This window comes from Serratia sp. JKS296, assembly GCF_900215445.1.
Lineage (GTDB): Bacteria > Pseudomonadota > Gammaproteobacteria > Enterobacterales > Enterobacteriaceae > Serratia > Serratia marcescens.
Genome location: NZ_OCMX01000001.1, coordinates 3,889,838 through 3,905,703 on the forward strand (window position 1 = coordinate 3,889,838; position 15,866 = coordinate 3,905,703).

At 63.0% G+C, this 15,866-nt stretch carries 12 protein-coding genes; 10 read left to right on the forward strand and 2 right to left on the reverse strand.

What is annotated here, in order from left to right:
* Positions 1 to 2 precede the first annotated feature (2 nt).
* From pigI to ybaK, 9 genes are all read left to right on the forward strand, one after another.
* On the forward strand, positions 3 to 1,478 hold the full coding sequence (pigI, locus tag CRO23_RS18680) for an L-proline--[L-prolyl-carrier protein] ligase PigI (RefSeq protein ID WP_028128229.1): 1,476 nt from the start codon (positions 3 to 5) through the stop codon (positions 1,476 to 1,478).
* A complete protein-coding gene (locus CRO23_RS18685) occupies positions 1,475 to 3,763 on the forward strand; it encodes a polyketide synthase (protein WP_097102637.1) in 2,289 nt (762 codons plus the stop codon). Before pigI ends, CRO23_RS18685 begins: the two co-directional genes overlap by 4 nt.
* Positions 3,764 to 3,776: 13 nt before the next feature.
* Entirely contained in the window at positions 3,777 to 4,091 is a 315-nt protein-coding gene (locus tag CRO23_RS18690) for a RedY-like protein (protein WP_004940233.1), read from the forward strand.
* Entirely contained in the window at positions 4,075 to 4,722 is a 648-nt protein-coding gene (locus tag CRO23_RS18695) for a 4'-phosphopantetheinyl transferase family protein (protein WP_097102639.1), read from the forward strand. The genes CRO23_RS18690 and CRO23_RS18695 overlap by 17 nt, the downstream gene beginning before the upstream one ends.
* Positions 4,719 to 5,777, forward strand: coding sequence for a prodigiosin biosynthesis protein PigM (locus CRO23_RS18700; protein WP_097102641.1), 1,059 nt, complete (start codon positions 4,719 to 4,721; stop codon positions 5,775 to 5,777). Before CRO23_RS18695 ends, CRO23_RS18700 begins: the two co-directional genes overlap by 4 nt.
* Positions 5,778 to 5,795: 18 nt before the next feature.
* Positions 5,796 to 6,524 carry a DUF1295 domain-containing protein gene (locus CRO23_RS18705; protein ID WP_016928822.1) on the forward strand — a complete coding sequence of 243 codons (729 nt, stop codon included), beginning with the start codon at positions 5,796 to 5,798 and terminating at the stop codon, positions 6,522 to 6,524.
* A gap of 206 nt (positions 6,525 to 6,730) precedes the next feature.
* Positions 6,731 to 9,442 (forward strand): copper-exporting P-type ATPase CopA, encoded by a 2,712-nt coding sequence (gene copA, locus CRO23_RS18710; protein WP_097102642.1) that lies wholly within the window; start codon positions 6,731 to 6,733, stop codon positions 9,440 to 9,442.
* Positions 9,443 to 9,575: 133 nt separating this feature from the next.
* A complete protein-coding gene (locus tag CRO23_RS18715) occupies positions 9,576 to 10,382 on the forward strand; it encodes a TraB/GumN family protein (RefSeq protein WP_016928824.1) in 807 nt (268 codons plus the stop codon).
* Between the two features lie 228 nt (positions 10,383 to 10,610).
* Positions 10,611 to 11,090: a Cys-tRNA(Pro)/Cys-tRNA(Cys) deacylase YbaK gene (gene ybaK, locus CRO23_RS18720; RefSeq protein ID WP_016928825.1), complete on the forward strand. Its 480-nt coding sequence runs from the start codon at positions 10,611 to 10,613 to the stop codon at positions 11,088 to 11,090.
* A gap of 10 nt (positions 11,091 to 11,100) precedes the next feature.
* Here ybaK and dacB read toward each other — a convergent pair whose 3' ends face one another.
* Positions 11,101 to 12,567: a D-alanyl-D-alanine carboxypeptidase/D-alanyl-D-alanine endopeptidase gene (gene dacB / locus CRO23_RS18725; RefSeq protein ID WP_097102644.1), complete on the reverse strand. Its 1,467-nt coding sequence runs from the start codon at positions 12,565 to 12,567 to the stop codon at positions 11,101 to 11,103.
* 149 nt (positions 12,568 to 12,716) lie between these two features.
* Positions 12,717 to 14,369 carry a bifunctional UDP-sugar hydrolase/5'-nucleotidase UshA gene (gene ushA, locus CRO23_RS18730; RefSeq protein WP_033641128.1) on the reverse strand — a complete coding sequence of 551 codons (1,653 nt, stop codon included), beginning with the start codon at positions 14,367 to 14,369 and terminating at the stop codon, positions 12,717 to 12,719.
* Between the two features lie 178 nt (positions 14,370 to 14,547).
* Here ushA and CRO23_RS18735 point away from each other — a divergent pair, with 178 nt between their 5' ends.
* Entirely contained in the window at positions 14,548 to 15,768 is a 1,221-nt protein-coding gene (locus tag CRO23_RS18735; protein ID WP_097102646.1) for an MFS transporter, read from the forward strand.
* Positions 15,769 to 15,866: the final 98 nt, after the last annotated feature.

Genomic DNA, 15,866 nt, shown 5'->3' on the forward strand with positions numbered 1-15,866 from the left:
TCATGGCAACCTTCATTTCACCGATACTGGAGGCCCTGTTCCGGCACGCCCGCCAAGCGCCGGAAAGCACCGCTCTGCTGTGCGGCGATCGGCGCTGGAGCTATCGTCGCCTGGCCGATCGCGCCTGCATGATGGCGGCGGCGCTGCGACATGCCGGGTTGAAGCAGCAGGCCGTGCTGCTCAACCTGCAGAAAGGGCCCGACGCCGTCGCCGCCATGTACGCATGTTGGCTGAGCGGCAACCACTATGTCCCTATCGATTTCAGCCAACCGACGGCGCGCATCGAGCGCATTATCGCCGCCGCCTCACCCGCGCTGATCGTCGATGAGGGTTGGTTGAGCGCGCTCGATGACCGCACCGATCTCGATGGCGCCTGGCCGGAAGCGATCGCCGCGCTCGGCTCTCCCCTCGCCGCCATTCTCTATACTTCAGGCTCCACAGGCACCCCGAAAGGGGTGCAAATCACCCATGACATGCTGACGTTTTTCATCGGCTGGGCCGTCAGCGATACACAACTGACGGCGCGCGACGTGCTGGCCAACCATGCCAGTTTCGCCTTTGATCTGAGCACCTTCGATCTGTTCGCCGGCGTTTGTGCCGGCGCCGCGACCTGGATCGTGCGCGAAGATGAACAGAAAGATTGCCAGGCTCTCGTTCGCGGATTGCAAACGCACGGCGTCACCCTGTGGTATAGCGTGCCTTCGATTTTAGCCATGCTGGAAAAGAGCGCGTTGCTGGCGCCGTCGACGGTGAAAACGCTGCGCCAGGTCACGTTCGCCGGAGAGCCTTATCCGGCCGCCGCGCTGAGGCGCCTGGTTGCGCATCTGCCGGCCCGCTGCCGCGTCAGCAACTGGTATGGCCCGACGGAAACCAATGTCTGCACCGCCTACGCGCTGGATCGAACGCAGTTGGCGACGCTGGAGCAGATCCCCATCGGCCATCCGCTGCCCGGCTTGACGGCGCAGTTGGTCGATGAGCAGGGGCGTCTGCAGCCGATTGACGGTACGCCGGGCCGACGCGGAGAATTGCTGATCGGCGGGCGGTGCGTTACCCCCGGCTACAGCAACGTCGCCTCATCGCGGCAAGCGCAATGGCATCCGCGCCAATGCCACGCGACCGGCGACTGGGTGGAGACGACGGCGAATGGGCTGGTCTACCGCGGCCGGCTGGACGACATGGTGAAAATCAACGGCTACCGGGTGGAATTGGGGGAGATAGAATCGATCCTTCATCACCATCCCTCGGTCTGCCAGGCCGCACTGTATGTCGAGCTCGGCGAGCTGAAGCAAAAACTGATCGCCGTGATCACCCTCCATCCCGGCGCGCTCCGCCCTAACCTGCTGGAGCTCAAGCAGTTCCTGCAGCCCAGGCTGCCCGCCTATATGCTCCCCAGCCAACTGGTGGTCGCCGACAGCCTGCCCACCAACGCGAACGGCAAGGTGGACAGAGGACGTTTGTCCGAGGTGAATGCGCGATGAACCAGGAAATTCATGCCGCGCCGCTGGCGCTGGTCGGCATCGGCTGCGCACTGCCCGGCATCGATCGTATCGATCTGTCCAACGGCGCCGCCTGGTCGGCGCTGTTCGACGCCCCGCCGCCGATGCCGTGGAGCGATGCGGCCGCGCCGATCCGCGGCCGCCAGATCGACGACGCCGCGTTTGATTTCAAAAAATTCGCCATCCCGCCGCTGTTTCGACTGGCGGTCAGCCGCGAGACCCGCCTGGCGCTGCAGGCCGCCTCCGCCGCCATGCAGCATCTGACGTTATCCGACGCGTTGCGCGACCGCTGCGATCAATTTTGCGCCACCCATTTGGGCAGTGATGCGGCCTATCGCAACGCCACCAAAATCGGCGCGCTGCGCAGGCTGGCCGAACGGCTTGACGTTCAGGGGCTCTCACCGGCGGCGGTCATGCGCCGGATTGACGATTACAAACAGCCGCTGGCCCAGGCGTTCGGCAGTTCATCCCACGATCGCGTGGGGGAAATGGCCTCCAGCATTCCCGCGCGCATCGCCCATTTCGCCCGCACGCGCGGTAAATGCCAAACCCTCGACGGCGCCGATCTGGGCGGCCTGCGCTTGCTGCAGCTGGCGCAAGACTGTTTTCGCCATGCCGACAGCCGCATGGCGGTGCTGACCGCCGTACAATGCTTCCACCATCAACCTCAGGCGGACATGCTGTTGGCGCAGGGCGTTTCCTCTTCGGCCTGTTGGCTGGAGGGCGCGATCAGCCTGGTCGTTTGCCCGCTGGACGTCGCTCAGGAACAGGGATGGCCAGCGATCGCACATTTGTCGACCCTGATCGCCGAACGGCAGGATGCCGCGCCGAGCGCCGGCTATTTTGCCGGCGCCAATCAGGTTTTCTGCCATCTCCTCGACATGCTGTTGCAACGGCAACAGGCGTGCGCCGGCCACTCGTTCACCGGCTACCGCTGGCGGATCGACGCGGCGTCTCCCCCCTCATTAAAACCGACGGCTTCGCCACGCATCAGCATCATCGACTATCAGCCCATCACCGCGCAGGGGCTGGATAAAGCGCGTTTCTGGCAGGCCTTGCGCAACGGGGAGGACGCCCTGCGCGATCACAGCCCCGAGCAGCTGCACCCCGGCGCCTTCGTGCGACCCACGCCGCAAAAGCTCAGCGCCTACACCGCTCACGCCATGTGCTTCCCAACGCACGATCCGGTGCGGCTTGAGCTAACGCGGCCTATGATGCCGGCCAAAAAACAGCGCCTCGACGTCACACAACTGCACGCCCTCAACGGCTGCGCGACGTGGCCCGACAGCCTGCGATGCTTTGAACGCATCGCCATTATCGTCGCCAGCAACCTGTCTTTGAGCGCCGATCGACAACAGGCCATGCGCGCCCTGTGGCCGGCATTGCCTCCCGCCGGCGTCTCCCTTTCGCCACCGCCCCAACCCGCGATCAACCGCTGGAGCTGGCATGGCGCCTGCGGCCTCGGCACCGCGCAGCTGTTGGCGCAACAGCTCGGCGTCGAGGCGGACTGCTACGCGGTCGAGGCGGCCTGCGCCAGTTCGCTGGCCGCCTTGCACAATGCGGTCAGGGCGTTACAGGCCGGCCGCTACGATGCGGTGCTCGTCGGCGGCATAGAAACGGCGACGCTCGAACGCGATATGGTGCTGTGCAGCGCGCAGATGATGCTTTCCGCTTCGCGTATGCGACCTTTCGCCCGACAAGCCGACGGTTTTACTCCCGGCGACGGTGGCGGCTTCTTCATTCTAACCGGCCAGGCGACATCGCGGGCCATCGCCACCATCGAAGCGATATCGGGATCTTGCGACAGCTATTCCATGACCGCGCCCGATCCCGAGGGTCAGGCGTTGGCAATCGAAAAAACCCAGAGCCTGAGCGCCGTCGAAGCGCGCCAGATACAGTATCTCGAAGCGCACGGCACCGGCACCGAACTGGGCGATCGGGCAGAAGTCGCGTCATTGCATCAGGGGTATCGCCGCGCCGCGCACGCCCCTTTGTACATCGGTTCGGTGAAGTACAACTTCGGCCACTGTTTCGCCGGCGCCGGCGCGCTCAGCCTGTGCAAAGTGCTGAGCGCTTTCGAACACGGTCAAATCCCGCCCACGCCGGTGGCGACATTGAATGCCGAACTGCCGCTGGCGGCGATCCCGGCCGAAATCCCGCAAGTCGCGCTCGACTGGCCGCACGGTGAAGGCGGACGTCGGGCGGCGATCAACGGCTTTGGCACCGGTGGCATCAATTACCATTTGCTTATCCATCAACCCGTTTAAAAAGGCCGCCCAGATGCACATTATCGTCCATAAGATTCGGCTAAAAGACATCGCCCACCGCGCCGCGTTTCGCGACTGGGTGGAGACGACCGATTACCAGGCTTGCCGCCACCTCGATGCGGTACGCGCCTTCGATGTCATCGAAGTCAGCCCTTCGGCGGAGGCGCCGTTTCACTTTATCGAAATCATTCAGCTGAACTCGCTGAAAATGTTCGAGCGCGAGATGCAAACCCCGCTGTTTCAAAGCCTGGTTGAACGCTTTAATCAGTTGGCGGAAGTCGTTGACGAAATCAGCGGAGAACGCATTGCCGATGGTTATCGAGCTTAGCGTGGCGCCGCGTATCGTCATCGCCCTGGGCGGCACCCACCGCTGCGCCGCCGTTCGGGGATTGCGGCATCTGTCGGCGGTGAAAAACCTCGCGCGGGCGCAGGCCGTCGCGCTGCTGAACCGGACATGGTGCCAGGGGCACGCGACCGGCTTTACGCTGCGCCATGAGGCGAGTGGACAACCGTTCGGCGAACACCTCCTGCTGGGACGCCGCCACGTTTCCCTCAGCCATTCGCATGCCTGGTACGCCAGCGCCACCGGCGATATCCCGCTCGGCATCGATCTGCAGCATTATCGCCCCTTCTCCGGCGCTGCGCTGCGCTGGGCCTTTAGCGAGGCGGAGCAGCGATTGGGACGCATACAGGCCTGCGCCGTCTGGGCCATTCGCGAAGCATTTTTAAAAAGCCACGGCCGCGGTCTGCCCTACGAATTGCGGACGATCGGCATCGACTGGCGCACCGGGTTGGTCTCAAGCGCCGACGGCAGTTTGGCGAGCAGACGTTTCTGGCTGTGGCGCAGCCTGGACTGGGCATGCGCACTCTGCTTTCCGGCGGAGGAGAGCATGTCGTTCAGAGCGAACGTTACCGTATTTTCACTGCCCGCCCCTTCCGCTTTCGGAGCCTTATCATGACCCAAGACCTTTTCGCCGCAGCGCTGCAACAGGCCGTGGACATCGCGCGGCAGGCGCCCTCTTCACACAACTGTCAACCCTGGTCTCTCCACTATGACGCCGACGCCCGATGTGGCCGGTTGGCTATCGACCGCCGTCGCGCCTTGCAGAGCCTGCCTTCGCTGGAACGCGAGATGCTGATGAGCTGCGGGATTTTCTTCGAGTACCTCAGCGCGCTGCTCGACTGTGCAGGCTCGCCTCTCGCCTGGCGTTGGGAGAATGGCCCCACGCATTTACTGAGCTTTGCCCCCGCCGCGCCTGCCGCGCCCGATCGCGCCGCCCATCGCCAATTGGCGCAGCTGATCGGCGAGCGGCATACCGCACGGGCGGCCTATCAGCCTACGCCAATCAATGAAGCGCAGCGGATGCAGCTGCAGACCTTGTTCGACGGAACGGCAAGTTCACTCAGTATCGCAGGTGACGAACGCGCTCGCCGTCGGGTCGCGCAGCTCACCGCTCGTCACGCCGCGCTCGATTTCTCGGATCGCCAAGCCTGGCGGGAAACCTATCAATACATCCGCTTCAACGAACGGCAGCCTACCGACGACGGTTTTCACCTGCACCACCTGTTTGGCCCGGTATCCCCAGTATTCAAGCGCTTCTTTCAAGTGGCGTTTCATCCTCGCTTAAGCCGGCTGGCGACCGGGCTGCGCCTGCCGGCTTATATGGCGCAAGGGCTGGCACAACGCGTCGCGGAAGGCCCGCAATACCTGGCGCTGTGTCTGAACGACGAAAGTGCCGAGCACCTGTTCGCCACCGGCATGCGGCTTGGGCGTCTGTGGCTCACGCTGCAACACTGGGGTTGGGGATTGCATCCGATCAGCGTTCTGGTGCAACACGCCGAGGCACGTCGCGAGCTCGCAGCAACCCTGGCGCTCAGCGCTCCCCCGGTGTTTTTTGCCCGCTTCGGCCACCTGCAACAATGGGGCAGCGCAGCGCCCAGACGCAGTTGGCAAAGCATTTTGACCGCGCCGCCATCCGGCGAATGCGCGCACCCGGGGAACGATTCCCCCTAATCCGCTGAGGAGAACACAATGAATGTATGGATTGCTTTGGCCGTTGTTTTGTTGATCCTTGCCCTGCTGGCGTTTATTACCAGCCGCGGCGCCCAAGACACTCGCCCGATGTTCCTGTGGGGGTTCAACGCCATGGGGCCGGTTACCCTGGTCTATTGCTATTTCGGCGAGGGCGATCTGAGCCACAAAGCCCTGATCCTTCTCATGGTCGGCCTGTACCTGCTGCGCATGAACATCGTGCTGACACGTTGGTACGGCAACACCGCCGCGGCCAAACTCAAGGACGTGATGCCCACGCAGCAGGTGCCCTGGCTGGCGGTGATGATGGTCATGATCTTCGGCGGCCTGTACTGCCTGCCCTTTTACTGGGCCAGCCAACTGCAGGGGACGTGGGGCGCGCTGCAATGGCTGGCCATTGGGGTCTACCTGATAGGCACGCTGTTCCACTTCGGCAGCGATTATCAAAAACGGCGCTTCAAACAGGATCCGAACAATAAAGGCCGGTTGCTGAACAGTGGCTTTTGGGGATTGGCGCGCCATCCGAATTATTTCGGCGACTTTCTTATTTTCGTCAGCTTCGGGCTGCTTGCCGGCAACCTGTTTGGCCTGATCGCACCGCTGACTAACCTGGTGCAGTATTTCGCCGATGCCATTCCCAAAAGCGAGAAAATGGCCGAGAAGCGCTACGGCGAGGTCTGGCGCAACTATAAACGTCAGGTTAAGTGTTTCATTCCTTTCGTGCTGTAACCCCAACGCGGCAGCGCGGTTCGGGTAAGCCGACCGCGCTGCCGCCGATAAAACGCCTTGTCATACAACACAAAACGACCGTCACGCCCGCGCAAGTAAAAACCGCCTTGACCTTACCCTTGCTGGAAGGTTTAAGCTCCCTTCTTAGTGAAAACAGGTCAGGCGGTCAACCTTTAAACACCGCCTTCTAAGCAAGGAGTCCAATCATGTCACACACCACTATGCTGGCATTGCAGGGGCTGTCCTGCATGAACTGCGCGCAGCGGGTGAAAAAAGCCCTGGAAAGCCGCAGCGATGTCGAACAGGCGGACGTTAACGTGCATTACGCCAAAGTGACCGGCGACGCACCGGACAGCGCGCTGATCGACAGCGTGATCGCCGCCGGTTATCAGGCCGAAGTCGCGCCGCACGCCGATACTGAACTGCAGCTGAGCGGCCTGAGCTGCATGCACTGCGTCGGCACCACCCGCAAGGCGCTGGAAGCGGTGCCGGGCGTGTTCGCCGCCGAGGTCGAGATCGACAGCGCGAAAGTATATGGCGATGCCGATTCGCAGGCGCTGATCGCTGCGGTGGAAGATGCCGGTTATCACGCCAGCGTAGCGGGCGCCGCCGCCCCAAAAACTGAGCCGTTGGCTGACGCAACACCTTCGTTGCCGGACGTTCAGCCAGCGGCGCAATCTCCCCTTCCGGCAACCGACAGCGCGGACGACAGCGTACAGCTGCTGCTCAGCGGCATGACCTGCGCCAGCTGCGTCAATAAAGTGCAGCTGGCGCTGCAAAGCGTACCCGGCGTAGAGCACGCGCGCGTCAACCTGGCGGAACGCAGCGCGCTGGTGACCGGCGCCGCCGATGCGCAAGCGCTGGTGGCGGCGGTGGAAAAAGCCGGCTACGGCGCCGAGATGATTCAGGACGAGACCGAACGCCGCGAGCGCCAGCAGCAGACCGCACGCGCCAACATGAAGCGCTTTAGCTGGCAGGCGGCGCTCGGTCTGGCGTTGGGTATCCCGCTGATGGCCTGGGGGCTGTTCGGCGGCAGCATGACGCTGACGCCGGAAACCCAGCGCCCCTGGCTGCTGGTCGGCGTCATCACCCTGGCGGTGATGGTGTTCGCCGGCGGGCACTTCTACCGCAACGCCTGGCGCGCGCTGATGAACGGCAGCGCCACCATGGACACCCTGGTGGCGCTCGGCACCGGCGCCGCCTGGCTTTACTCGATCGCCGTCAACATTTGGCCCGATTTCTTCCCGATGGCGGCGCGCCACCTCTATTACGAGGCCAGCGCGATGATCATCGGTTTGATCAACCTCGGCCATGCGCTGGAGCAGCGCGCCCGTCAGCGTTCTTCACAGGCGCTGGAGCGGCTGCTGGATCTGACGCCGCCCACCGCGCGCCTGGTGACCGACGACGGCGAGCGCGATATCCCGCTGGCGGAGGTGCAGCTCGGCATGACGCTGCGGCTGACCACCGGCGATCGCGTGCCGGTCGACGGTGAAATCGAGCAGGGCGAAGTCTGGCTCGATGAAGCGATGCTGACCGGCGAAGCGGTGCCGCAGCAGAAAGGCCCCGGCGATACGGTGCATGCCGGGACGGTGGTCGACGACGGCAGCGTGCTGTTCCGCGCCGCCGCCATCGGCAGCCAAACCACGCTGGCGCGCATCATCAAACTGGTGCGTCAGGCGCAGAGCAGTAAACCGGCGATCGGCCAACTGGCCGACCGCGTCTCGGCAGTGTTCGTGCCGGCGGTGGTGGCGATCGCGCTGTTCAGCGCGGCGATGTGGTACTTCTTCGGCCCGCAGCCGCGGCTGGTCTATACGCTGGTGATCGCCACCACGGTGCTGATCATCGCCTGCCCGTGCGCATTGGGCCTGGCAACGCCGATGTCGATCATCTCCGGCGTCGGCCGCGCGGCGGAGTTCGGCGTGCTGGTGCGCGACGCCGACGCCCTGCAGCAGGCCAGCCAGCTGGACACCCTGGTGTTCGACAAAACCGGCACCCTGACCGAAGGGAAACCGCAGGTGGTGGAGATCCTCACTTTCAATCAGGTCAGCGAACAGCAGGCGATCGGCTGGGCCGCCGCGCTGGAACAAGGCTCCAACCACCCGCTGGCGCGCGCCATCATGGAACGCGCCGCCGGGCAAACGCTGCCGCAGGTAGCGCAGTTCCGCACCCTGCGCGGCGCCGGCGTCAGCGGGGAGATCGACGGCGTGCAGGTGCTGTTGGGCAACGCCGCGCTGCTGGAGCAGCATCAGGTCGCGACCGCCGAACTGGAAGCGCCGATGCGCGCCCAGGCCGAACGCGGCGTGACGCCGGTGCTGCTGGCCGTGGACGGTAAACCGGCCGCGCTGTTCGCCATTCGCGATCCGCTGCGCGAGGACAGCGTCGCGGCGCTGCAGCGCCTGCACCAACAGGGGTATCAGTTGGTGATGCTGACCGGCGACAACCCGGTAACCGCCAACGCCATCGCCAAAGAGGCCGGTATCGATCGGGTGATTGCCGGCGTGCTGCCGGACGGCAAAGCGGCGGCGATCAAGCAGCTGCAGGCGCAGGGCCAGCGCGTGGCGATGGTCGGCGACGGCATCAACGACGCCCCGGCGCTGGCGCAGGCCGACGTGGGCATCGCGATGGGCGGCGGCAGCGACATCGCCATCGAGACCGCCGCCATCACCCTGATGCGCCACAGCCTGCACGGCGTGGCGGATGCGGTGGAACTGTCGAAGGCCACGCTGCGCAACATGAAGCAGAACCTGTTCGGCGCCTTTATCTACAATACGCTGGGCATCCCGATCGCCGCCGGCGTGCTCTACCCGCTGACCGGCACGCTGCTCAGCCCGGTGGTGGCGGGCGCGGCGATGGCGCTGTCGTCCATTACCGTGGTCAGCAACGCCAACCGGCTGCTGCGTTTTAAACCCAGGAAGTAAGCTCCGGGGCGCCGTCATGGCGCCCCGCCGTTTTCCGGGCTTTCCTGCGCGGCGGATAGCGTTTAGCATGAATGACGATTTCCCCTCGCCTTTCATGCTGAAACGCGCACCCGTTATTCAGGAGCCACGCCGTATGGGTCAACTGTTACGCCGCCTCGCCGCCTTTCTCGGCCTGATTTCCCCCAAACGTTACGCTTATCCGGCGCTGGACATCACTCTGCCAGGCGATCGTCGGCTGCATCTGGTAGGCAGCATCCATATGGGCACCGTCGATATGTCGCCGTTGCCGCCCCGGCTGGCCGCCCGGCTGCAGCAGGCCGACGCGCTGATCGTCGAAGCCGATATCACCGACTCCGCCTCCCCTTTCGACCACGCCGAACTGCAGCCGGCGCTGGAACAGCGCCTGTCCGCCGAAGATTATCAACGGTTGTTGGCGCTGTGCCATGAGTTAGGCGCCGACCCGCACACCTTCGCCACCCTGCCCGGCTGGCAGGTGGCGCTGATGATGCAGGCGCGCCAGGCTCAGCGTCTGGGGCTGCGCGCGGAATATGGCGTGGACTATCAGCTGCTGCAGGCCGCCCGGGCGCAGGACAAACCGGTGATCGAACTGGAAGGCGCGCAGCAGCAGCTGGCGATGCTGGAACAATTGCCGGAAGGCGGCATCGCGCTGCTGCGCGATACGCTGGAACACTGGCATACCAACGCGCGGCTGCTGCAAACCATGGTGAGCTGGTGGCTGGACGCCAAACCGCGCGGCACGCTGGACACGCTGCCGGCCACCTTCAGCGCCGGGCTGTACGACGTGCTGATGCATCAGCGCAATCGAGACTGGCGGCGTCAGTTGGAGGCGCTGCCGGCCGGTGACTATGTGGTGGCGGTTGGCGCATTGCACCTGTACGGCGAGGATAACCTGCCGGCGATGCTGCAGCCGCAGGGGTAAAAAAGTGGCCAATATCGCTATTGGCCAGTCAAAGAGGAATTTCTTGTATTCTAGTTATACGCATAGCAACCGTGTTAACGGTTACAGTAAACAGGGTAGCAACCCGGTGAATATCTTGGCAACCCGCTTTATGTAACAGCCGCTCAGGTTGCCGGGCAGGTTGGATTTTTGTATTTTTAAGGCTGGTTATCACCCTTTCCCCGCTGGGGACATTTTGGACAACACATCATGACGCCCGCAGTCGTTCTGCTTGAGAAACAAAAGGTCGCCTTCACCCTTCATCCTTATCACCACGACAGTGACGAAACCAACTTCGGTGACGAAGCGGTGAAAAAGCTGGGGCTGGATGCCGATCGGGTTTACAAAACCTTGCTGGTGGCGCTGAACGGCGACGCCAAACACCTGGCGGTGGCGGTCACGCCGGTCGCAACCCAGTTGGATCTGAAAAAGGTCGCCCGCGCCCTCGGCGCCAAAAAGGCCGAGATGGCCGATCCGCAGCTGGCGCAGCGCGTCACCGGGTATCTGGTGGGCGGCATCAGCCCGCTGGGGCAGAAAAAACGGCTGCCGACGGTGATCGACAGCCCGGCGCAAGCGTTCACCACCATCTATGTTTCCGGCGGCAAACGCGGGCTGGACATCGAGTTGGCCGCCGCCGATCTGTGCCGCCTGCTGGCCGGCAGCTTCGCCGACATCGCCAAACGCGACTGACGCCGCGCGCTCAGCGGCACGCCACCGTGGCGTCACAGGCCGCCAGCGTTTCCACCAGGCGGTCCTCCAGCGCCTTCACCTTCGCGCCGGGCACCAAATAGTTATTGCTGATGATGGCGAATGCCAGCGGCCGACCGGTCGCCGAATCGACATAGCCGCTGAGCGACGATACGCCGGTCATGGAACCGCTCTTGGCGTGGGCGCGCCCTGCCGCCGCGCTGTTCACCATGCGGTTACGCAGCGTGCCGCCCACCAGCAATCCCGGCTCGCCCGCAATGGGCAAGGCGTGATACCAGTCGGCGAACCACGGCTGTTTTCTGGCCGCCAGCAGCAGCGTCGTCAGCTGTTGCGGCGTGATCTGGTTCATGCGCGACAGCCCTGAACCGTCCACCTGGCGATAGGCGTCGGCCGCGACGCCCTGACTTTGCACAAATCCGTTTATCGCCTGAAGGCCGGCGGCCCAATCCCCTTTACCCTGCGTCTTGCGGCCCATCGCCTTGGTCAATATCTCGCCGTAGCCGTTATTGGAGACTTTCAGGAAGGTGACGACCAGGCGGGAGAGCGGCGGCGAGGTTTTTTCCGCCAGCAGCTGTGCGCCGGCCGGCGTCACGCCCTCGTCAACCTTGCCGCGCAGGGTGATGCCGTGCGCGCGCAGGGCATGTTGCAATAAGGCGCCGACGACGAGGGACGGTTGATCGACGGTAATCAATCGCGAGCTGGCCTCCGCCTGCGCGGCGATGGTGCCGCTGACCACGATCCGGTTGCTGCCCGGCCGGCGCTCGTACGTCAGCGCGGTGTCACTGCCGGTGGTGGTGCGGTTGACCAGCGTCACCGCGTCATTGGCGGGATAGAAGCTCGCCCGTCCCGGCGCGCCGGCGCGGGCGCCCGGCCGCACCGCCACCTGCACCACGTTGATATCGCCGCCGGGAGTAAAGGCGTAGTTCAGCGCCGAGATCGGCGCAGCGAAGGCGAAAGGTTCATCGTCCCAGCTCCAGCCGGCGCCGAATGGCGTCTGATCGAAGGCGCCGGCATCCAGCAACAACCGCCCCTGTATATGACGGACGCCGCGCTGCGCCAGCGCCGCGGCGAAGGTGTCGAGATCGTCCGGATGCAGCGTCGGATCGCCGCTGCCCTGCAGATAGAGATCCCCTTGCAAGGTGTCGCCGCGCTGTTTACCGGCGGTCAGCAGCCGGGTTTCAAAGCGGTAATCGGCCCCCAGCACGCCGAACGCCGCCAGAGAGGTGAACATCTTCATGTTGGAAGCCGGCGCCAAACGCTGATCCGCGTGCGCCTGATACAGCACCTTGCCGCTGTTGGCGTCGCGCACCATCACGCCGCTCGACGCCCCGGCCAACGCCTTGTCCTGGCCGATGGCCGCCAGCGCCTGGCTGAGGGTTTGTTCGTGACGTGGGCCGGATGACGAACACCCCGCCAGCGCCACGATGGCGGGCAGCAGCCAGCCTGCGGTTTTCAACATGTCATCTTCCTGTTTGCGTTATCAAAACCAAATTGTCGCTCAGGCTATCATTGGAAGGCGGCGGCGGCGACTTTTGCGTGCGTTTGAGGCGGGGTTTTCGGCGGGAAAACAGGCGGCCCGCCCATGGGGGCAGGCCGCGGCGGTGGCGATTAGCGATAAACGATTTCGCCCTTCGGTTCGTAAGCCGCCGCATCCAGCGGCGAGTGTTTCTCGATGTATTGCTTCAGCACCTCGGCGTCGATAAAGCCGGTGTTGACATAGCTCGGCAGCCCGTCCAGCTTCGGATAGCCGTCGCCGCCCAGCGCGTTGAAGTTCAGCGTCGCCATGCGGTAAGTTTTATCCGCCTGCAGCGGCTGGCCATTGATCTTCACCTCGCTGACGCCCTTGCCGTCCGCCACCAGGCTGACGTTGGCGAACTGGGCGTAGGCGCCGGAATCCGGCTTCATGTTGGCCACCACCGCCAGGTACTGCTCAACCTCGCGGCCTTTCATATCGACATGCACCAGGGTGTTGCCGAACGGCTGCACCTTGAGCACATTCTTGTAGGTGATATCGCCGCTTTCAATTGAATCGCGCACCCCGCCGCCGCTCATCACGGCGAAGTCGGCGTCGGCGCGCTCCCTCTGCGCGGCCAGCATCACCCGCGCCAGGTTGGTCTGCACGAAGCGCACCTTGCTGCGGTCGCCTTCAAGCTTGCCGTTGACGCTGCCGATCTTCACTTCCAACTGCGCCTTGCCCTTATCCTGGAATGGCGTCAGCAGCTTCATCATGGTCGGATCTTCCGCAATCTGCTGGGTGTAGTACACCCGCTCGCTGGTGCCGTCCGCTTTCTCCACTTTCTTCTTCAGGTTCACCGGAATCAGCTGATAATGCACCAGCTTCAGCTCGCCGTTGCGGAATTCGAAATCGGCGCGCCCCACGTATTTGCCCCACTCGTGCGCCTGCACGATCCAGGTGCCGTTCTGGCGATCCGGCGAGCACGGCGTGCCCGGCACATAATCCGCCTGCTTGCGGTTGTCGCCGGCCATGCACACCGGATCCTGCGAGTGGCCGCCGACGATCATGTCGAGATATCCGGCCGGCAGGCTGCGCGCCATCTCCACGTCGCCCGGCGCGTTCGAGCCGTGTTCGCCGTTGTCATAGTGCCCCATGTGGGTGGCGGCGATAATCACGTCCGGCTTCTCGTCCTTACGCAGTTGCTCCACCACCTGCTTCGCTTCCTGCGCCGGCACGCGGAATTCCATGTCGGTGAAGTACTCCGGGTTGCCGATCTTGGCGGTGTCGTCGGTCGTCAGGCCGATCACGGCAATCTTGATGCCCTGCTTGTCGAACAAGGCGTAAGGCTTGAACAGGCGCTGGCCGGTGCTTTTCTGATAGATATTGGCGGACAGCAGCGGGAAGGTCGCCCACTTCTCCTGCTGGCGCAGCACGCTCAGCGGGTTGTCGAATTCGTGGTTGCCGATCGCCATCGCGTCGTAACCCACCAGGTTCATGCCGCGGAAGTCCGGCTCGGCGTCCTGCAGATCCGATTCTGGCACGCCGGTGTTGATATCGCCGCCGGACAACAACAGCAAGCTGCCGCCCTGCGCCGCCACTTCCTGACGAATGCCGTCCACCAGCGTTTTCTGCGCGCCCAGGCCATATTCACCGTGATCGTTCTGCCAGAAGTGACCGTGATGATCGTTGGTGTGCAGAATGGTAATGGCGTAGGTCTTATCCTTTTCCCAGGCACTGGCGGCCCCCGACAGCAACGTCAGGGAAACGGCCAACGCGCATGCGGTGGTTTTCAGCGAAAAACGCATGGCGGATCTCCGTGTATTAAATGGCTTTTATGATGAGGCCGAAATTGTAGCGCGAATTAATGACAGCTGATTTCAAATTTTTGCGATGTGAGTCTGATTATTTCAGATATGGTAAAAATTGAACGTCCTGCCTAAGATGTCATCTCTGTGCTCAACAACTTATCAGGCTAATAATAATATGACCGACAGTAGCCAAAGCGCGATGCCGCCCGCCAAGGGCAGTACGGTGAAGGGAACCGCCTTCTCCATCCTTGGCGCCATCAGCGTGTCTCACCTGCTCAACGATATGATCCAGTCGCTGATCCTGGCGATTTACCCGATCCTGCAAGCCGATTTCCACCTCAGCTTCGTGCAGATCGGCATGATTACCCTGACCTATCAGCTAACGGCCTCGCTGCTGCAACCATTGATCGGGTATTACACCGATAAACACCCGCAGCCTTACTCGCTGCCGATCGGCATGGGCTTTACCCTGTCCGGCCTGCTGCTGCTGTCGGTGGCGAGCACCTTCCCGCTGGTGCTGCTGGCGGCGGCGCTGGTGGGCACCGGCTCATCGGTCTTCCACCCGGAATCCTCGCGCGTGGCGCGCATGGCCTCCGGCGGGCGGCACGGCCTGGCGCAGTCGCTGTTCCAGGTCGGCGGCAACTTCGGCAGCTCGCTCGGCCCGCTGCTGGCGGCGCTGATCATCGCGCCTTATGGCAAGGGCAACGTCGCCTGGTTCTCGCTGGCGGCGCTGCTGGCGATCGTGGTGTTGCTGCAGGTCAGCAAGTGGTATCAACATCAGCATCGGGCAACTAAAGGGCAGCCGAAAAGCCCGTCGCTGCTGAAACCGCTGCCAAAACGTACCGTCGCCTACTCGCTGGGCATCCTGCTGGTGCTGATTTTCTCCAAATACTTCTATCTGGCCAGCATCAGCAGCTATTACACCTTTTATCTGATACATAAGTTCGGCGTTTCGGTGCAGAATGCCCAAATTCATCTGTTCGCTTTCCTTTTCGCGGTAGCGGCTGGCACCATTATCGGCGGGCCTCTTGGCGACAAGATAGGACGTAAATATGTGATTTGGGGCTCTATTCTCGGCGCTGCGCCGTTTACCCTTGTTTTACCCTATGCATCCCTCTATTGGACCGGCATTTTAACGGTGATCATCGGGGTTATTCTCGCCTCGGCGTTCTCCGCCATTCTGGTCTACGCTCAGGAGCTGATCCCCGGTAAAGTGGGCATGGTTTCCGGCTTATTCTTCGGTTTTGCTTTCGGTATGGGCGGGTTAGGTGCGGCAGTTCTTGGTTATGTCGCCGATTTGACCAGTATCGAACTGGTCTACCAAATCTGTGCTTTCCTGCCGCTGATCGGCATTATCACCGCATTACTGCCCAATATGGAGCATAAACCGCAATAACCCCGCGAACCGCCCGGATGAAATTATTTATTCATCCGGGTTATCCTACGGATAAATCAATGGTATTTGGTTTATCTGGCCCAAAACCCCCTCATTGC